Below are 18,712 nucleotides of genomic sequence, written 5' to 3' on the forward strand. Positions count from 1 at the left end.
GGCGGCCGGGCCGGCGCCACCTCTGTCAGGAGTGAAGCAAATGCAGATCGGCATCATCGGGCTCGGCCGCATGGGCGGCAATATCGCGCGGCGTCTGATGCAGGCGGGGCATGGTTGCGTCGTGTTCGACGCCAATGCCGGGCCGCGCGAGGCGCTGGCCAGGGACGGCGCCGAAGCCGCCGGCTCGCTCGCCGCGCTGGTGACGGCGCTGGCCGGGACGCCGCGGGTGGTCTGGGTGATGTTGCCGGCGGGGCGGATCACCGAGGGGACGATCGAAAGCCTCGGCGGCCAGCTCGCGCCCGGCGACATCGTCATCGACGGCGGCAATTCCTTCTACAAGGACGACATCCGCCGCGCCAAGGCCTTGGCGCGGAAGCAGATCCGCTACGTCGATTGCGGCACGTCCGGCGGCATATGGGGGATCGAGCGCGGCTATTGCATGATGATCGGCGGCCCCAAGGAGGCGGTCGACCACCTCGACCCGATCTTCGCCGCATTGGCCCCCGGCCAAGGCGATATCGCCCGCACGCCGGGGCGCGCCACGGAGGATAGCCGGATCGAGCGCGGCTATATCCATGCCGGGCCGTCGGGGGCCGGGCATTTCGTCAAGATGGTCCATAACGGCATCGAATACGGCTTGATGCAGGCCTATGCCGAGGGTTTCGATATCCTGCGCAACAAGGGCTCCGACGATCTGCCGGAGGATGAGCGCTTCGTGCTGAACATGCCCGACATCGCCGAGGTCTGGCGGCGCGGCAGCGTCGTCTCGTCCTGGCTGCTCGATCTCGGCGCCGCCGCGCTGGCCAGAGATCCGCAACTCGAGGGCTTCTCCGGCTTCGTCGAGGATTCCGGCGAGGGGCGCTGGACCGTCGAGGCGGCGATCGAGGAGGCGGTTCCGGCCCCCGTGCTGTCGGCGGCGCTCTTTGCCCGGTTCCGCTCGCGCCAGCAGCATACGTTCGGCGAGAAGATGCTCTCGGCCATGCGGTTCGGTTTCGGCGGGCATGTCGAAGGACACGAGCCGGCCGGCCCGGCAGGACGCCAGGGAGCGGCATGATGGCGGGCGATGCGCCGAAACGGATCCCGCCGGCCGCGCAACTCGTCGCCTGTCCGCCGCGGCGGCCGGCGCGGCCGGCCGACCCCTGCACCATGGTCATCTTCGGCGCCACCGGCGACCTGACCCGGCGCTTGGTGATCCCCGCGCTCTACAACCTTGCCCGCTCCGGGACGCTGCCGGAGAATTTCGCGCTGATCGGCATCGGCCGATCGGCCGGCTCGACGCAAGCTTGGCGCGACCATCTGCACGACGCGCTGCATGCCTTTGCCGGCAATGCCGCGGCCGAGTCCGATATCGGCCCTGTCGACGAGACGACCTGGAGCCGGTTGGCGGAGCGCATGTCCTATGTCCAGGGCGACGTCACCAGCCCCGAAGTCTACGCGACGCTGCGCGGCGCCCTTGCCGAGGCCGAAAAGACCCATGGCACGCAGGGCAACGTCATCTTCTACCTGGCGCTCGCGGACAGGCTGTTCGGACCCGTGGTCGACCAGCTCGGCCAGGCCAAGCTCACCATCGAGGGCGCGGAAGCGCACGGCCGGCGCTGGCGGCGTGTGGTCATCGAGAAGCCGTTCGGTCACGACCTGGCCTCGGCGCGCGCCCTGAACGCCCGCGTCCGAACCACGTTGCACGAGGACCAGATCTTCCGGATCGACCACTTTCTGGGAAAGGACGCGGTCGAGAGCATCATGGCGTTCCGTTTCGCCAACGGGCTGTTCGAGCCGATCTGGAACCGCGACCGGATCGACCATGTCCAGATCACCGTCGCCGAGACGGTGGGCGTCGAGCAGCGCGGCGCGTTCTACGAGGCCACCGGCGCCTTGCGCGACATGGTGCCGAACCACGTCTTCTCGCTGCTGTCGCTGGTGGCCATGGAGCCGCCGGTCGGCTTCGACGCCGCCGCGATCCGGTCGAAGAAGGCGGAGGTCTTCGCCGCCATGCCGGCGCTCGCCCCGGCACAGGCGGTGCGCGGCCAATATGGTGCCGGAACGGTCCTCGGAAAGGCGGTGGGCGGTTATCGGCACGAGCCCGAAGTCGCCGCCACGTCAGACGTCGAGACCTATGTCGCGATGCGTCTCGAGATCGACAATTGGCGGTGGGCGGGCGTGCCGTTCTACATCCGCACCGGCAAGCACATGTCGCGGCGCATGACCGAGATCGCCATCTGTTTCAAGCAGGCGCCCTACGTGGCCTTCCTGGATACGCCGGTCGACACGCTCAGGCCCAACTGGCTGGTGCTGGGCATCGCGCCGGACGAGGGCATTTCCCTGCAGTTCGAGGTCAAGCGTCCGGGCCCGATCGTCGACCTGGCGGCGGTCAGAATGGACTTCCGATATGGCGACTGGTTCGCGCGCGAACCGAATGTCGGCTACGAGACCTTGCTCTATGACGTCATGATCGGCGACCTCACCCAGTTCATGCGTGCGGACATGGTGGAGCAGGCCTGGCGGGTGGTGCAGCCGGTGCTCGACGCCTGGGCGCCGGCGACGTCGGATGTTCCGGGCTACGGCTCGGGCAGCGACGGCCCGGCGGCCGCCGACGACCTGATCGGACGCGACGGCGAGCGGGCCTGGCGGCCGGTCAGCCCAGCGGCCGGGCCGAAACCATGACCGGGCCGCGCGATATCCGCCTGCTGCTGGCGGACGTGGACGGCACGCTGGTCACCCCGGACAAGCGGCTGACCGAGGCGACGCTGGCGGTCGCCCGGGACCTGCGGCGGGCGGGCATCCTGCTGGCCATGACCAGCGGCCGGCCGCCGCGCGGCATGAGCATGCTGATCGCGCCACTGGCGCTCGAGGGGGCGATCGCCGGCTTCAACGGCGGGGTCTTCGTCAATCCCGGCCTCGACGTCATCGAGAGCCACAGGCTCGATGCCGCAACCGCCGGGCAGGCCCTGGCGCTGATCCTCGACCAGGGGCTCGATGCCTGGGTCTATACCGAGGATGCCTGGCTGGTGCGCGACGGCGCGGCGGCGCATGTGGCGCGCGAGGCCTGGACGGTGAAGTTCGACCCGCAGGTGGTGACGTCGTTCACCGCCGCGCATCTGGCGCGTGCCGTAAAGATCACCGGCGTTTCCGACGATCCCGAACGGGTCGCCGCTTGCGAAAAGGCGGCACAGGACGGGCTTGGTCAAAGGGCCAGTGCCGCGCGCTCGCAGCCTTATTATCTCGATGTCACCCATCCGCTGGCGAACAAGGGCACGGTGGTCGCGACCCTCGCCAGGCTCACCGGTATTCCGCCCGCGAAGATCGCCACCATCGGCGACATGCCGAACGACGTCCTGATGTTTCGCAAGAGCGGGTTTTCCATCGCCATGGGCAATGCCGGCGAGGCGGTGAAGGCCGAGGCGAGCGCGGTGACCGACGGCAACGACAATGAGGGTTTCGCCAAGGCGATACGGCGCTTCGTGCTGCCGCCGGCGGCATGACCGCGGCCGGAGCATGGGGCGAGCTTTCGAGGCTCCCGAGGAGAACGACGATGACACCGCGCGTCAGAGAGATCCTGAGCTGGTACGGCGCCGACAACCCGGGGACCCTGACCAACCTGGCCCGGCTCCTGAACCACGGCCGGCTGGCCGGTACGGGCAGGCTGGTGATCCTGCCGGTCGACCAGGGTTTCGAACATGGGCCGGCGCGCTCCTTCGCTCCCAACCCTCCGGCTTATGATCCACGCTATCACTTCGAGCTGGCGATCGAGGCGGGCTGCAATGCCTATGCGGCGCCGCTCGGCTTCCTGGAGGCCGGCGCGCGGGACTATGCGGGGGACATTCCACTGATCCTCAAGGCCAATGACGCGGATACGCTGCGGACCGACAAGGACCCGGTCCAGGCCCTGACCGCGGGTGTCCATGACGCGTTGCGCCTCGGCTGTTGCGCGGTCGGCTTCACCATCTATCCGGGCTCGGCCCATGAGCTGCGCATGTACGAGCAGCTTCGCGCTTGTGCCGAGGAGGCCAAACGCCATGGCCTGGCCGTCGTCGTCTGGTCCTATCCGCGCGGCGCGGGTTTGAGCAAGGACGGCGAAACCGCGATCGACGTGATCGGCTATGCGGTGCAGATCGCGGCCCAGCTCGGCGCCCATGTCATCAAGGTGAAGCTGCCGACCGCCCATATCGAGCAGGACGCGGCCCGCAAGATCTATGAGGCACAGGGCATTGCCATCGCGACGCCGGCGGAACGGGTCCGCCATGTCGTCGATTGCGCCTTTGCCGGCCGCCGCATCGTCATTTTTTCGGGCGGTGCCACGGTGGCGGACGACAACACGCTGCTCGACGAGATCCGGGCCATCAGCGCCGGTGGCGGTTTCGGTTCGATCATCGGCCGCAACGCGTTCCAGCGCCGCAAGCCGGAGGCGCTCGGGATGCTGGGCGCGGCCATGGACATCTATGCGGCGGGGGCCGGCGGGGGCGGGCCCGATGGCGTGAGGAAGCGAGCAGGCCGATGAGGGATCTCCCCAGGATCGAGCTGGCGGTTCTCGCCGATCCCGAAGCGCTGGCGCGGCGGGCGGCCGACTGGCTGCTGGCGCTGGCGACGGCGAAAGACGGCGTTTTCGCCGTCGCCCTCTCGGGCGGCGCGACGCCGCGGCGGCTATACGCACATCTTGCCGGGCCGCCCTGGCGGGATCGCTTTCCCTGGTCGCGCACCCATTGGTTCTGGGGTGATGAGCGCTTCGTGGCTCACGACGACCCACGGAGCAATTTTCGCACGGCCTGCGAGGCCCTGCTTGCGCATGTGCCGGTGCCGGCCGGCCACATCCACCCCATCGCCACCGAAGGGCTTGCGCCCGAGGCCGCCGCGGCGGCCTATCATCACGATCTGCGATCCTTCTACGGCGCGGAGCATCTGGATCCGGCCCGGCCGTTGTTCGACGTGACCTTGCTCGGGCTCGGGCCGGACGGGCATACGGCCTCGCTCTTCCCCGGCACCGCGGTGCTGGCCGAGCGCAGGCGATGGGTCGCGGCTGTCGTCGGAGCCGAGGCCGAGACCCGGATCACCTTGACCTACCCGGCGCTCGAGAGCAGCCGCCGGACGGCCTTCCTCGTCACGGGAGAGGATAAGCGGGCCATTTTCGAGCGATTTCGCCACGGTGACGACAGTCTGCCGGCGGCGCGCCTCCGTCCGATCGGCACGCTGCACGCCTTTGCCGATGTGGCCGCGACCGGCTAGCGGCCGGATTTTTCGGCGCGGCCGGCCGCCGGTTGACACGGCCGGTCGGCGCGACGCCTGGAGGTCATCGACAGATGTCAGGCCGAAGAGACCATCCTGAAACAGGCATCGCTGCCGGGCGGCGGACCCTGGCGATCGACGTCGGCGGCACCAACCTGAAGGCGTCGGTCCTCGACGACGCCGGCCGGATGCTGGCGAAGCGGGTGCGTGTCGCGACGCCCGATCCTTGCCGGCCCGCCATCCTACTGCGCGCCCTGGCGGGCCTGACCGCGCCGCTGGCGCCGTTCGACCGGGTCTCCATCGGCTTTCCCGGCGTGGTCCGCGACGGCTGCGTCGTCACGGCACCCCATTTCGGCGCCGCGGAATGGTCCGGTTTTCCGCTGGAGCAGGCGCTGTCCGAGCGTTTCGGCATACCGGCCCGCCTGCTCAACGATGCCGAGGTGCAGGGGCTGGGGATCGTCGGCGGGCGGGGCCTGGAAGTGGTCCTGACGCTGGGAACCGGCGTCGGCAGCGCGGTGTTCCGCGATGGCGTGCTGGCGCCGCATCTCGAGCTGGCGCAGCATCCGATCCATAAAGGCAAGACTTACAACGACTATATCGGCGACGTGGCGCGTCGGTCTCACAGCGCGAAGAAATGGAACCGCCGCGTGCGCAGGACGATCGCGATCGTCGAGGCGCTGCTCCACTACGACGTGCTGTATATCGGCGGTGGCAATTCGACCCGGATCACCGGTTCCTTGCCGCACCACGTGCGGCTCGCCTCCAACGATACCGGCATCACGGGGGGCATATGCCTTTGGGACGAAACCGTCTGGCAGGCTGTCCGCGGCCAGGCTGCACGAACGGCGTGGAACAACGGCAAGCCGTGACGGCCGGAGACCGGCGAGCGCTCACCCCGCATCCCTACATCTGGTCGTTGTAGGGGCGCTTGGTTTCGCCGACGAGCACCGCCAGTTCGGCAAAGGTCGGTTCCGGTCGATCGAGCTGGCCATTGGCCAGCCTGAGCAGGCGCAGCGGGAAGACGACGGCATTGCGATTGGCGGGAGACAAGTCTTCCGACTGACGGTCGCCGCTGGTGAGGCTGGCCTCGGCCCGGTGCAGCGCCAGGTCGACCTCGTCCGAGGTGACCACGCCTTTCTGGACCAGCAGCCGGGTCAGTGCCGCGACGGCCATGCAGAGGCCTTCAAGCTGAAGGTTTGCCGTGTTCATGGGGCTCTCCCGCCAGGTCGTCGCGCGCCTTCATCAGGTCGGCGAGAATGCTTTCCTGTTCCGCCATCCGCTCGGCGGTGGCCTCTTCTGCGGCCGCTCCGGTGACGGCGGCGGCCTGCTCGACGAGCTGGCGGATATTGTCGCGTGTCGCGGCGATGCGCTTGTCGAGTTCGAGGATGGTGCCGGTCGAATCGTCCATGATCGTCGCTCCCGTCTCGCCGGCGAAGCCTGCCCCGGCGTTTGGCACGTGCATGCGGATCAACGCTTGCCGGCCGTCAGGTCCAGCTCAGCAGCATGAGCACCAGCAGCACGACACCGGCCAGGCCCCAGCCGGCCATGGCCCGGCCGGTCGGCTCGTTGCTCGATATTCCGGCCAAGGCGCTGCGCAGGTGACGCATCATCCCGGCTCTCCCTCACGCTGCACCGCACCGCTCGGCAGGCTCAGAGCCAACGCCGACCATTGGCAGTTGTTCCCGCTTGCGGCGACGCCGTCGCCGCTCGCCGCATTCAGAGCCAGCTTAGCTCATGGTGACGACACGGACGTGACCGCGTCGCGCCAGCACATTGGCGACGACCTCGGTGCCCGTGCGGCGCAGCGAGACATCGATCGAGCCGCCGTTGATGGCGACGCCGCGCAGCGTGATTTCGTTGAGAAAGTCGGGCATGACCGGCCGGTCGAAGGTGACCTGGCCTTCGCGCGTGTCGAAGCCGAGACCGAGACAGGACTGCACCAGCGACAATGGCGTCGCCGCCGCCCAGGCCTGCGGCGAGCAGGCGACCGGATAGAAGGTCGGCCCGTGGCTGCGCTGGCGCGGGAAGCCGCAGAACAGCTCCGGCAGGCGGTGGAGATCGATATAGATCGAGGCGGCGTAGAGGCCTTCGAAGATGCGCGCGGCCTCGCGCCGGAAGCCGTAGCGGGCGAAGCCCGCGGCGATCAGCGCGTTGTCATGGGGCCAGACCGAACCGTTGTGATAGCTCATCGGGTTGTAGCGGGCCTCGGTCGCGGCCAGGGTGCGCACGCCCCATCCGGAGAACGAGGGCTTGGCCATCAAGGTGCCGACCACCGCCGCGGCGCGCTCGGGCAGGGCCAGGCCGGTGAACAGGACATGGCCGGCATTCGACGCACGCACCCGGCAGGGCCGCTTGTCGCCGTCGAGCGCCAGCACATAGGTGCCGAGCGCCGCATCGAAAAATGCCGCGTCGAAATGCCTGCGCAATCGCTCGGCCTTCGCCGCGAAATCGACCGCCAGCCCGGCATGGCCGAGCGTCGAAACGATTTCGGCGGCGGCGATCCAGGCGCCGAAGACATAGGCCTGCACCTCGGCGAGCGCGATCGGCCCGCGGGCGAGTTGGCCGTCGGCGTGGAAAATACTGTCGTGGCTGTCTTTCCAGCCCTGGTTGATCAGGCCGTCGGCGGTCCGGCGCGCATATTCGACGAAGCCGTCGCCGTCGACATCGCCGTGGTTGTCGATCCAGGCGAGCGCCGCCTCCAGGTTCGGCCACAGGGCGCGGATCGTGTCCTGGTCCCCGGTCCGCCGGAGATAGGCGCCGGCCAGCAGAACGAAGAGCGGGGTGGAATCGATACTGCCGTAATAGCGGCGAAACGGCACCTCGCCGAGCTCGGCCATTTCGCCCTGGCGCATCTCATGCAGGATCTTGCCCGGCTCGGCATCGGCGGCAGGGTCTATGGCGGTGGCCTGGTTGGCGGCCAGATAGCGGAGCACGCCATGCGCGATCGCCGGGTCGAGCCAGAGCGTCTGCAGCGCGGTGATCAGCGCGTCGCGGCCGAAGGCCGTCGAAAACCAGGGGATGCCGGCGTAGGGGTAGGGGCCCTGCGGCGTGTCGGTGACCAGCATGTAGAGGTCGGAAACGCTGCGCCGCGCCGCTTCGTTGAAGATCTCGTTGGAGGTGGAGATCGACGCCGCGCGCGACGACGATACCCGCAGGGCCCGGCGCGAGTCGCGCAAGGCCAGGAAGAAGGCGCGTCGCGTCGGCGGCAGCGTCTGGGCCGGGTCGCAGCGGATCTCGATGAACAGCGGCCTGAGTTCGCCGGGCGCGAGCGTGATATCGAACAGCGCGACCTCGGCGCTGATCTGGTTCGGCGCCGGTTCGAACCGCAGGCGGGTGCTGCGGCGGCGCGCGTCGAGCCCGGTATAGGTGAGCGTCACGCCATCCCCGTGGACCTGCGGCGGATGATGCTCGCCGCGGCTGGCGCGCTTCGTGCCACGGACCTCGAACAGATCGGCGAAATCGGCGGCGAAGGCCAGCGTCAGCCTGACGGTGCGCGGCACGGTGTCGAAATTCCTGACCGCCAGCCGCTCGAAACAGGCGGCCTCCCACAGAAAGCGCGAGCGCCTGATATGCACGAGATCATGGTCGAGGATCAGGCCGCCCGCTGCGTCGAACAGATCCGGATTGGTCAGGTCGCAGGTCAGCGCCGCGTTGTCGTCGCGCAGCGTCGAGGACAGCAGCATCGGCCGGGCGCCGCCGGTGGTCAGGTAGAGGTGCGACAGATAGCGGGTGTCCCGATGGTAGAGCCCTTCGGGACTGCCGGGGCCGGCCAGCGCGTCGCCATTGTGGTCGAATACGGCGAAGGTATCGCCATGCTTGAGCGTGCGGGGCTGGCGCTCCTGCAGGGACGTGGCCGCGGGAATGAAGAACTGCGCCAGCTGCTGGTGCGCTCCGCCCGCCGGTGCCGGTGCGTGCGGGACGGCTTCGGCGCTTATTGTCGGCATCGGCTTCGACCTTTCTGCACGGGCATGCGTGTTGCCGATCGCAACGCTGTTTCAACGCGCGGGTGGTCCGCGCGCCGATGGTTGCGGCGTCAGGCGGGCGAGGCCGAGGCGACCAGGTGCAGGCCCGCGGCCTCGCCGCTGCGGTAGCGAAAGCGGGCCGCCTCGGCGCGAACGCCGGGCAGGGCCCGATAGATCTCCACATAGTCCATGGCCATGCGCGTCGTGGTGAAGCGCTCCTCGAAGACCGCACGCACGCCGGCGCGGCTCAGCGCGCCCGCCCGGCCAACCGCCTCGGTGGCCTCGACAATGGTGTCGACGATGAAGCCGGAGCGGCCATGATCGATCACCTCCGGCACCGAGCCGGCACGGAAGGCGATCGTCGGCGTGCCGCAGGCCATGGCTTCGATCATCACCAGCCCGAACGGTTCCGGCCAGTCGATCGGGAACAGCAGGGCACGCGCATTGCCGAGGAACTCGGATTTTTCGTGCTCGGCGATCTCGCCGATGAAATCGATGCTGGGATGCCCCTTGACCATCGGTTCGATCACGGTCTCCCAGTAGACTTGGTCGACCTTGTCGATCTTGGCGGCGATCTTCAGCGGCACGCCGGCGGCAAGCGCGATCTCGATCGCCCGGTCGGGCCGCTTCTCGGGTGAGATGCGGCCGAGGAAGGCGAGATAGTCGCCGGCCGGGCGGGGCGTGAACGTCAGCAGGTCGGGCGGCAGGCCGTGATGCACATTGCCGGCCCAGTTGAGGCCCTGTGGCATCGGCTCCCGCTGGTGCTGGGAGATCGACACCAGCGGCACCTCGGGAAAGGCTGCATAGAACGGTATCATGTCGGGAAGGTCGAGCCGGCCGTGCAAAGTCGTCACGGCCCGGTCGGCCAGGCCGCGGCGCAGCATCGGAAACTGCAGCATGTCGATGTGAAAATGCAGCACGTCGAACTCGTCGGCGCGGCGAGCCACCTCGTCCAGCATGACGACGTGATAGGGCAGGTAATCCTTGACCGAGGGGTTCAACCGCAGGGCCATGTCGGTGCAGCGGACCAGATGCGCCGCGGTGAGGGAATCGCCGCTGGCGAACAGGGTGACGTCGTGACCCTGGCGAACCAGCTCCTCCGTCAAATAGGAAACGATACGTTCCGTCCCACCATAGAGGCGTGGCGGCACCCGCTCGCAGAGCGGGGCAATCTGGGCGATCTTCATCGGCATGACCTCCTGACGGGAGCAAGGCTTCGACAGTCAAGGTGCCGGTCGGATCCGGCGGTGCCGTTTCGAGGGACGATACGGCATCCCCAAAAAGCGGCGGAGCTATGGCTCAGCTTTGCCGATCGGGAAATCTTTGATCATCGCGAGCAGCCGGGGCTTCGGCATTCACAACAGGTTCAACCTGCCAGGCGCCGATCTGTTCCCGTCATCCGGCGTGCGGCCGGGACCGTCGGTGCGGAACCAGGGGCTGGCCGCATCGTTGTTCGTTTTGGATCGCTGCCGGCGTCCCGTCGTCGCCAGAAAACCCGCGGGTGCCAGGCCATGCAATCAGGACCGGACGATGGGGTCACGCGTATCGCGCTCGACGTGCATGACGTCGACCAGCTGTTTTCGACCTTCGATCCGTCGCCCTTTCACGAGTTCAGCCTCAATGCGACGGCCGCCCAATATATCGCCTCCGAGGCATGGTATGCTCCCCGCCGCAACCGCTTCGTCATTGCGCTCGGCCTGCGCGGCGAGGCTGCCGACCGCCGCGCCGTCGCCAAGCTGCGTACGGTGCTCAGGGTCCACTTCAAGCGCGCCGCCGCGACCGAAGCGCAGAATTTGCGCAAGCTGATCCGCACCGGCTTGATCTCGCTGGCCATCGGACTGGTCGTCCTGGCGTGCTGTACCGCCCTGTCGCGCCTTGTCGACGAGGCGCCGATCCGCGATGGCTGGCGCGAGGGCATCCGCGACGGCATTTCGGTGTTCGGCTGGGTCGCGAATTGGCGGCCGGCGCAGATCCTGTTCTACGACTGGTGGCCGGTACGCCGGTCGCGCAATCTCTATCGGAGGCTGGCCATCGCCGAGGTCATCGCCGCCAAGCCCGTGCGCAGGCCGGGCGAGACCGACGAAGGGGCGGCGCTCGATACGATGCCGATCGAAGCGAGCGAGCCGTGAGCGTGGCCGCCGGACATCGGAACCATGATCCGGGTGGCGGGTTGGCATGAGACCAAGGCGGCGACGCGCCCGGCCCGGGCGTTTGCGCCGCGCGAGGAGCAGGCCATGTCCAACTATGCCGTCCAGACGATCTCCGGAACGATCCTGGTGCGGGATGCCCGCGATCTCACGGATCTCGCCGCCGAGCTGGTCGAACAGGGCTATGTCGCGACCGAAGAGCCGCTGACCAACGGCTTTCGAGCGATCGTCATCTTCGAGGCCAATGTGATCGCGATCTCCGCCGAGGCGGCCGGCGCGCAGCGCTGAGCGCGCTAGAACACCAGGCGCTGGGCGGCGACGAAGACGCCGGTCAGGAAGCCGAGGCCGATCATGATCGCAACCGACAGGTGATCCAGCACGCCCATGAACGCCTCCCTCGAGGACCGCGCCGACGGCTGCCGCCGACTTTCCGCCCAACGCGACGGGGCGGGACAGGTTCCACGGGGGAGGTGCTTTTTTCGCGCCGCCCGAACATCGGGATGACCGGAGCGAACGGATGCGAAGGCGCGGCTATGCAGGATCGAGCAACCGTTTGCCGGTCAGGCTGAAAGTGAATCGGTCGAGCAGGGTCATTTCGCGGTGGTGCCGGAAGCCGTCGGCGTCGCAAACCTTCAGGCAGGCGCTCAGCACGGCTTCGATGGTGGCGCGATCGGCGTCGGCGAGCATGGCGAGGGCCGCGTCGACGGCCTCCGGCGACGGCCGCATGCGGGCGATCGACCGGCGCAGTCTCCGGCTGTCGTCCTCGGTCGGCACGAGCCCCTGGGCCGCGCAGTAGCGAAGCACGTGATCGAGGATCACCTCGATCTCCTCGACGGCAACGTCGTTGTCGGCGCCCGCCATGGCCGCCAGAAGAACCAGGCCGCCTTCACCCGCCACCTTGCGGATCAGCCCCCGGCGATCGGCGTCGGGCCGATCAGCCGCTACATGGTCGGGGACTGGCCAGGCGAGGCCGAGAACCTCCCGGTAGAAGTCGCTCAGCGGCTCCTGGACCACGCCGTCGACATCGGCCACCGCCTTGATCCGGTCGAGCCGGAACGAGCGGAGCGCCTGGCGGTCGTGGCTCCGGGCGATCAGGATCGGAACCCCGTCCTTGCCGGTCCTGACCGACCAGACCGTGACGGGCCGAAGCTGCGACCGGCCGGCGGCATCTTCATACTCGATGATGAAGGATCGGCCGGCGGCGATCGCCGGCAATGCGGCGCCGGGCGTCGCGGAGGGGCGTGATTGCGATGGAGACGTGGTCGGGCCGGTGGCCATGACGACCATTGTCGCTGCCGCCGGCGCGCTCGTCGAGCCTGGACGACGGGGTGCCGTTCGCGATGTCGTCACGGCGCGATAGCATTACACCGGCGATCACGTGAGGAAGCCGTTGGAACTTCGGTGCTATTCCGAGAGTATCATAGTAAGTCCCGGCTTCCGGGGCAGACCGTGCCGGCGGCGCATTCGCCTGCGGATCCGGTTCATCGACGTGAAGTGGGGCAGGCATGGCGCAAACCCAAGCGGGACTGGACTATCAGGCGCTGCTCGCCTCGATTGTCGATTCGACCGATGACGGCATCGTCAGCAAGGACCTGAACGGCATCGTCACGTCCTGGAACCGGGCGGCCGAGCGGATTTTCGGCTATTCGGCCGAGGATATGATCGGCGGTCCGATCATGCGGCTCATTCCGCCGGATCGGCAGGGCGAAGAACAGGCCATCCTGGACAGCATCCGGGCGGGCCGGCGGGTCGACACCTTCACCAGCATGCGGATGCGGAAGGATGGCTCCGAGGTGCCGGTGTCGGTGACGATCTCGCCGATCGTCGGCCGCGACGGCGTGATCGTCGGGGCGTCGAAGATCGCCAGGGACATCAGCCAGGCGCGCAAGGCTGAGGCGATACGCGACATGCTGATGCGCGAAGTGGCCCATCGCTCCAAGAACATGCTGGCCATCGTCGAGGCGATCGTCCGCCAGACGGTCAGGACCCAGTCCGTCGACGCCTTCGCCAGCACCTTGTCGGGCCGCCTGCAGTCCATGGCGGCAAGCCAGGATCTGCTGTTCGACAACAATTGGAGTGGCGTCGAGATCTCGGCGCTGGCACGCAGCCAGCTCGGCCACGCCAATGACCCGGCCGCGCCGCAGATCGACATCGAGGGTCCGCCGCTGATTCTGTCGCCGGCCAGCGCCCAGGCCTTGGGCATGGCATTGCATGAACTCTCGACCAATGCGCTGAAGTTCGGCGCCTTGTCGACGCGGCATGGAAGCGTCCGCCTGCGGTGGGGCATTCGTGATGAAACGAATCGTTTCGTTCTGGTCTGGACCGAGGCCGGAGGGCCGCCGGTCCGCGCGCCGGAGGAGCTCGGCTTCGGTCATCTCGTGCTGGTGCGCATGACCGAGGCCTCGCTGCAGGCGCGGGCCGCGATGCACTATGAGCCAACTGGTGTCGAATGGTCGCTCGAGGCGCCGCTCGGCATGGTGCTGGCCGGGTGAGGCGCGTGCCGCGGCACGGCGCGGCGGCGGAGGACCGGACGGGGCTGGCGAGCGCCAGGGGAGGACAGGCACATGCACGGGCTCGACCTCTATCGCGCCAAGCGCGATTTCAGCCGCACACGCGAGCCTGCCGGCAAAGCCCGGCCGGGCGCGGCGAGGGGCCAGGGCGGTGCCTTCGTCGTTCATAAGCACGCCGCGCGCCGGCTGCACTACGACCTGCGCCTCGAACATGACGGGGTGCTGTGGAGCTGGGCCGTCACCCGCGGCCCGAGCCTCGACCCGGGCGAAAAGCGGCTCGCCGTCCATGTCGAGGACCATCCGCTCGACTACCGCGATTTCGAAGGCACCATCCCCGAGGGGAACTATGGCGCCGGGGCCGTGATCGTCTGGGACGACGGCCGCTGGCTGCCGGAAGGCGACCCGGCCAAGGGCTTGGCCAAGGGGCACCTGTCGTTCACCCTGGAGGGACACAAGCTGAAAGGCGGCTGGCATCTCGTCCGGCTCAAGCCGCGAGGGCGTGAGGCGCGCGACAACTGGCTGCTGATCAAAGCGCAGGATGCGGCCGCGCGGGATGACGGCGATATCCTGGAGGCGGAGCCCGCCTCGGTGAAATCCGGGCTGACGGTCGAGGCCGTCGCGGCCGGCAAGATCGCGTCGGCAGGCAAGGGCAAGGGCAGGGCGGGTCAGCGCGGGGCCGGCAAGGCCGGTGCGGGCAAGCCCGCGCCCGGCCATGCCCTGCCGGATTTCGTCGCGCCTTGCCTGGCCATGTTGAGGCCGGCGCCGGGCGAGGGCGCCGGCTGGCTGCACGAGGTGAAATTCGACGGCTATCGCGTCGAGGCGCGCATCGACCATGGCCAGGTGAGACTGCTGACCCGCACCGGTCTCGACTGGACCGTCAGGTTCGGGCGGTCGCTGCCACGGGCGCTGGCGGCCTTGCCATGCGACACCGCGCTGCTCGACGGCGAGATCGTGGTCATGAACGATGCCGGCATTTCGTCCTTCGCCGCGCTGCAACAGGCCCTGTCGGCCGGACGCGACGACGGTTTCATCTATCTGGCCTTCGATCTCCTGCATCTCGACGGACGCGACCTCCGGCCCGATCCGCTGCTGGCGCGCAAGCAACGGCTGGACGACCTGCTGGCCCATGCGGACGGCGGCAGCTTGCGCTACAGCGAGCATTTCGCCGAGCCGGGCCGGATCATGCTGAAACATGCTTGCCGGCTCGGGCTCGAAGGCGTGATCTCCAAGCGCGCCGATGCGGCCTATCGCAGCGGTCGCGGCGGCGATTGGGTCAAGTCGAAATGCACGCTGAGCCAGGAATTCGTCATCGCCGGCTACGTCCCCTCGAAGGTCGCGGGGCGGGGCTTGAGTTCGCTGCTCGTCGGCTATTACGCGGCGGGAGAGCTGAAACCCGCCGGCCGGGTCGGCACCGGTTTCGACAGGCGGTCGATGGCCGATCTCAGGGCGCGCCTGGATCGGCTGCGGGCGCCTGGGTCGGCCTTTGCCGGCGCGGCGGCACGCGAAAAGGGGATCGTCTGGGTCAAGCCGGAACGGACCGCCGAGGTGGAGTTCCGGAGCTGGACGGCCGACAAGCTGTTGCGCCAGGCCTCGTTCAAGGGCCTGCGCGAAGACAAGCCCGCCAGGGAGGTGGTCATGGAACAGGCGCAACCGCAGGCAGGCGCCGCATCGCGCGGCGGCAAAGGCAAGCCGGCGAAGGCCGGCCCGTCGCCGGCGACCCGTGTCACGCTGAGCCATCCGGCCAAGGTGCTGTGGCCGGATACCGGGCTGACCAAGAGCGGGTTGCTGGCCCACTACCAGTTGGTCTGGCCGCATATGCAGCCGCATGTCGTCGGCCGGCCGCTCAGCCTGCTGCGCGCGCCCAATGGCGTCGGCAAGCCGACCTTCTTCCAGAAGCACGGCTCGGCGGGCATGGACAGCGCCATCGCCACGCTGAAGGACCCCCAGGACGGCGAAGAGCTGCTCTCGATCGGGGACTTCGACGGGCTGGCCGCCCTGGTCCAGCTCGGGGTCGTCGAGATCCATGTCTGGGGCTCGACCATCGCGACGCTGGAAAGGCCGGATCAGGTCATTTTCGACCTGGACCCCGACCCCGGTGTCGTCATGGAGCGGGTGCGCGAGGCCGCCCTGACCGTGCGCGACCGGCTCGCCGAGCTCGGTTTCGCAAGCTTCGCCAAGACCTCGGGCGGCAAGGGCTTTCATGTGGTGGTGCCACTCGAGCCGCAAGCCGAATGGCCGGAAATCAAGACCTTCGCGCATGATTTCGCCCGGGCCCTCGCCCAGGCCGAACCGAAGGCCTATACGGCGACGCTGGCCAAGAGCGCCCGCAAGGGCAAGATCTTCATCGACTACCTGCGCAACGGCCGTGGCGCGACGGCGGTCGCGCCTTATTCCACCAGGGCCCGCCCGGGCGCGACCGTCGCCATGCCGGTATCCTGGCAGGCGGTGGAGGCGGGCATCGGCCCGGCCGATTATGCCGTGGGATCGGAGGCGTTGACGGCGCTGCTGAAAACCGACCCGTGGAACGATTTCCGTGCCGAGGCCAGGCCATTGCGGCCCGGCAAGGGCTGACCGGCACCGAGGGACACGGCAGGCGGTGCGAAATGCGCGGCCTGCAAAAAATCGATCATTCGAATCTGATTGACCGTCGGCCGGTGGAACCTCGCGACCGTTCGGGCGTTGACCCGCCGAAGGCGGTGATTGCGGATGGTGCGATCGCCGCCGGAAGCATGAAAGGTGAATTTCAGATGTTTGCGTTGGCGGACGTTGAACGATTGGCCAAGAAGCTGTTCCTGCGGGAATGCCTGACCAATGTGACCTGGGCCGACCTGTCGGAAGTGGCGCGAGAGGCCTATCGGGCAGAGGCAAGGCGTATGCTCTACCGCGAGCGGTCGCTTGCGGCCTGAGCTGAAGAGGCCGCGTCACAACAGGCCGATGGCAGCGGGCCGCCGGCGCGCGACATTCCACCACTTTTTCAGAGGTTCGGCGGCCGGTTCGCCGGTGCCGATGCCAATTCGCCGGTTCTCGGGCCGGCGTCGCTCAGGCCCGGCAAGCCTGCCTCCTCGGTCTCGTCGAGGAAACTCTCGATGGTCGCGGCCGACCAGCGTGGCTCGGTGACCAGGAACAGGTGGCCGTCGGCGATCAGTTGCAGGCGGGCGCGCGGTATCAGCCTGGCCATCAGCCAGGCGTTGGCCGCCGGCACCAGCGGATCGTCGGTTCCGGCCATGACCAGCGTCGGCTGGCGCAACTGCCGCAGCCAGAAAAGGCTGGTCCATGCCAGGATCGCACGCAGCTGCAGGGCATAGCCGGCGCCCTCGGTGCCGCCCATTTGCGCGGCATAGGTATTGATCAGATCGGCATCGCGGCGGAACGCTCCGCCATAGAGCCTGCCGGCGACGGATCGCAGATAGCCCTGATCGGAATAGCGGCGCGGGCTGAACAGCTTGGCCAGGACCCAGAGATTGCCGGGCACCATCAGCGCGCCGGTGGCGGTCGCGGCCAGGATCAGCTTTCGGCAGGCTCGCGGATATTGATGGGCGAATTGCTGGGCCAGCGCGCCGCCCCAGGAGACGCCGGCGACGTCGAATCGGGCATGGCCGAGCTGGCGCATCAGGTCGTGGCCGAGCCTTGCGATGCAGCTCATCCGGTAGGGTTTCGCCGGTGCCGGCGAGCCGCCGATGCCGGGGATGTCGAAGATCACGGCGTCGGTGCCGCGCAATTCCCTCAGCAATGGCGAGGCCATTTCGACGCTGGCGCCGATGCCGTTGAACATCAGCAGCGGCGGGCGCCGGCTGGCTGTCCGGCTGATCGCCACGCGGATCGGCTGGCCGTTGACCTCGTGCATGCCGATGGTGATGTCCGCCGCGGCGCTGGCATTCGGCGATCCGCCGGCGCCCGACACCTGCTGGTCGTGCCGTTTCATGACGATGGCTCCGTCGTCTCAGAGCGTGCGGGTCCAGAAGATCGTGTAGAGGCCGAGCGCCAGGACGGCCGCGGCGACGCTGATCACCAGCACGTAGAGCACGGGAAATCCCGAAGGCGCCTGGCGCGCGGTGTCTGCCGTGATGACCTGAGGTCCCGGGGCGCTTTCCAGCGGTGGCTGGCGGATGGTGTCGGGCTCGACGAGCTTGCCGCCTTCACGATGGGGCTCGGCGCTCGCGTGCCCGTCTCTGTCGGGCTCGGTCAGAACACCGCGATCGGTTCCGTGGCTGGTTTGCTGGGCCATGACGCACCTCCTTTTGCCTGAAGGAAACGTCGACCCGGCGGCTTGGGTTCCGGTCTCGGTGGCTTGGGACCGATGACGGATCGGGCCTCGGTGGTAATACTTAGCCGGCTGTCTTGTGGCGCGCCATTCCCGCGCAAGCACCCCGCGAAGGGAGGCTGCGCGGGGCGGGGGCTGCGCGCGGAGCTGCTCTTCTCAGTGCGCCCGATGCTCGGCGTTGCGCTTGCGGGTGGCGGCCGCCTTCTTCGCCGAGGCGGAACGGTCCGCGGCCGGGCGCGACGCGGCGGACGCGCCGCCCTTGCGCCCACCCTTGTGCGCGGCGGGGTGGCCGGTGTCCTGGCCGCGCCCGGAGCCGCCCGGCTTCTTGCCGCCGCCGTCATCCTTGTTGACGGTCGCCCAGGCACGCCGCTCGGCCTCCTTTTCCGGCACGCCGCGCTGCTCGTAACTGTCGGCGATATGGTCGGCCTTGCGCTCCTGCTTGTCGGTATATTTGGACTTGTCGCCGCGGGGCATGGATGCCTCCTTCGATGCCGGATTGTCCTTGTGAAACGGCGCCGTCCCTCAACTGTTCCATGGGCGGCGCGATCGCGGTTCCCACGGCGACGCGGCGTCCGCGCCGCGGCGGGGGGGGGGGGGGGGGGGGGGAAACAACAA

20 protein-coding genes are annotated in these 18,712 nt (G+C 68.5%); 11 read left to right on the forward strand and 9 right to left on the reverse strand.

The annotated features are described in order from the left end of the window. Positions 1-40 precede the first annotated feature (40 nt). Genes gnd through AC07WJ_RS16775 form a run of 6 tightly spaced genes read left to right on the forward strand, consistent with a single transcriptional unit; the run spans position 41 to position 6,086 of the window. Positions 41-1,054, forward strand: a complete 1,014-nt coding sequence (gene gnd / locus AC07WJ_RS16750) for a phosphogluconate dehydrogenase (NAD(+)-dependent, decarboxylating) (RefSeq protein WP_494935750.1) — start codon at positions 41-43, stop codon at positions 1,052-1,054. Further along, positions 1,054-2,661, forward strand: coding sequence for a glucose-6-phosphate dehydrogenase (gene zwf, locus AC07WJ_RS16755; RefSeq protein WP_494935751.1), 1,608 nt, complete (start codon positions 1,054-1,056; stop codon positions 2,659-2,661). Before gnd ends, zwf begins: the two co-directional genes overlap by 1 nt. Then, positions 2,658-3,479: a Cof-type HAD-IIB family hydrolase gene (locus tag AC07WJ_RS16760; protein ID WP_494935752.1), complete on the forward strand. Its 822-nt coding sequence runs from the start codon at positions 2,658-2,660 to the stop codon at positions 3,477-3,479. The genes zwf and AC07WJ_RS16760 overlap by 4 nt, the downstream gene beginning before the upstream one ends. 50 nt (positions 3,480-3,529) lie before the next feature. Further along, positions 3,530-4,495 (forward strand): class I fructose-bisphosphate aldolase, encoded by a 966-nt coding sequence (locus AC07WJ_RS16765; RefSeq protein WP_494935753.1) that lies wholly within the window; start codon positions 3,530-3,532, stop codon positions 4,493-4,495. Then, positions 4,492-5,217, forward strand: coding sequence for a 6-phosphogluconolactonase (gene pgl, locus AC07WJ_RS16770; protein WP_494935754.1), 726 nt, complete (start codon positions 4,492-4,494; stop codon positions 5,215-5,217). Before AC07WJ_RS16765 ends, pgl begins: the two co-directional genes overlap by 4 nt. Positions 5,218-5,249: 32 nt before the next feature. After that, positions 5,250-6,086: an ROK family protein gene (locus AC07WJ_RS16775; RefSeq protein WP_494935755.1), complete on the forward strand. Its 837-nt coding sequence runs from the start codon at positions 5,250-5,252 to the stop codon at positions 6,084-6,086. A 34-nt stretch (positions 6,087-6,120) separates the two neighbouring features. On the opposite strand, the gene AC07WJ_RS16780 is transcribed toward AC07WJ_RS16775, so the two are convergent. The 5 genes from AC07WJ_RS16780 to AC07WJ_RS16800 form a co-directional block, all read right to left on the reverse strand. Then, a complete protein-coding gene (locus AC07WJ_RS16780; RefSeq protein WP_494935756.1) occupies positions 6,121-6,426 on the reverse strand; it encodes a hypothetical protein in 306 nt (101 codons plus the stop codon). Beyond that, a complete protein-coding gene (locus AC07WJ_RS16785) occupies positions 6,401-6,625 on the reverse strand; it encodes a hypothetical protein (RefSeq protein ID WP_494935757.1) in 225 nt (74 codons plus the stop codon). The genes AC07WJ_RS16780 and AC07WJ_RS16785 overlap by 26 nt, the downstream gene beginning before the upstream one ends. A 76-nt stretch (positions 6,626-6,701) precedes the next feature. Then, positions 6,702-6,827: a hypothetical protein gene (locus AC07WJ_RS16790; protein ID WP_494935758.1), complete on the reverse strand. Its 126-nt coding sequence runs from the start codon at positions 6,825-6,827 to the stop codon at positions 6,702-6,704. 117 nt (positions 6,828-6,944) lie between these two features. Continuing rightward, positions 6,945-9,161 (reverse strand): amylo-alpha-1,6-glucosidase, encoded by a 2,217-nt coding sequence (locus tag AC07WJ_RS16795; protein ID WP_494935759.1) that lies wholly within the window; start codon positions 9,159-9,161, stop codon positions 6,945-6,947. An 89-nt stretch (positions 9,162-9,250) separates the two neighbouring features. Beyond that, on the reverse strand, positions 9,251-10,366 hold the full coding sequence (locus AC07WJ_RS16800; RefSeq protein ID WP_494935760.1) for a glycosyltransferase family 4 protein: 1,116 nt from the start codon (positions 10,364-10,366) through the stop codon (positions 9,251-9,253). Positions 10,367-10,690: 324 nt separating this feature from the next. Here AC07WJ_RS16800 and AC07WJ_RS16805 point away from each other — a divergent pair, with 324 nt between their 5' ends. Beyond that, positions 10,691-11,308 (forward strand): hypothetical protein, encoded by a 618-nt coding sequence (locus AC07WJ_RS16805; protein ID WP_494935761.1) that lies wholly within the window; start codon positions 10,691-10,693, stop codon positions 11,306-11,308. Between the two features lie 105 nt (positions 11,309-11,413). Then, a complete protein-coding gene (locus tag AC07WJ_RS16810) occupies positions 11,414-11,614 on the forward strand; it encodes a hypothetical protein (RefSeq protein WP_494935762.1) in 201 nt (66 codons plus the stop codon). A gap of 243 nt (positions 11,615-11,857) precedes the next feature. Here AC07WJ_RS16810 and AC07WJ_RS16815 read toward each other — a convergent pair whose 3' ends face one another. Then, entirely contained in the window at positions 11,858-12,604 is a 747-nt protein-coding gene (locus AC07WJ_RS16815) for a WYL domain-containing protein (RefSeq protein WP_494935763.1), read from the reverse strand. A gap of 227 nt (positions 12,605-12,831) precedes the next feature. Here AC07WJ_RS16815 and AC07WJ_RS16820 point away from each other — a divergent pair, with 227 nt between their 5' ends. From AC07WJ_RS16820 to AC07WJ_RS16830, 3 genes are all read left to right on the forward strand, one after another. Then, positions 12,832-13,818, forward strand: coding sequence for a PAS domain S-box protein (locus AC07WJ_RS16820; protein ID WP_494935764.1), 987 nt, complete (start codon positions 12,832-12,834; stop codon positions 13,816-13,818). 72 nt (positions 13,819-13,890) lie between these two features. Further along, entirely contained in the window at positions 13,891-16,407 is a 2,517-nt protein-coding gene (gene ligD / locus AC07WJ_RS16825) for a DNA ligase D (protein WP_494935765.1), read from the forward strand. 32 nt (positions 16,408-16,439) lie between these two features. Beyond that, positions 16,440-16,742 (forward strand): hypothetical protein, encoded by a 303-nt coding sequence (locus tag AC07WJ_RS16830; protein WP_494935766.1) that lies wholly within the window; start codon positions 16,440-16,442, stop codon positions 16,740-16,742. Between the two features lie 68 nt (positions 16,743-16,810). Here the strand turns inward: AC07WJ_RS16830 and phaZ are convergent, their stop codons facing one another. The 3 genes from phaZ to AC07WJ_RS16845 form a co-directional block, all read right to left on the reverse strand. After that, positions 16,811-17,758, reverse strand: coding sequence for a poly(3-hydroxyalkanoate) depolymerase (phaZ, locus tag AC07WJ_RS16835; RefSeq protein ID WP_494935767.1), 948 nt, complete (start codon positions 17,756-17,758; stop codon positions 16,811-16,813). A gap of 18 nt (positions 17,759-17,776) precedes the next feature. Beyond that, a complete protein-coding gene (locus tag AC07WJ_RS16840; RefSeq protein WP_494935768.1) occupies positions 17,777-18,061 on the reverse strand; it encodes a hypothetical protein in 285 nt (94 codons plus the stop codon). 192 nt (positions 18,062-18,253) lie between these two features. Further along, on the reverse strand, positions 18,254-18,571 hold the full coding sequence (locus tag AC07WJ_RS16845; RefSeq protein ID WP_494935769.1) for a plasmid stabilization protein: 318 nt from the start codon (positions 18,569-18,571) through the stop codon (positions 18,254-18,256). Positions 18,572-18,712 lie beyond the last annotated feature (141 nt).

It is taken from the genome of Phreatobacter sp. GW821-FHT04C01 (assembly GCF_059420385.1).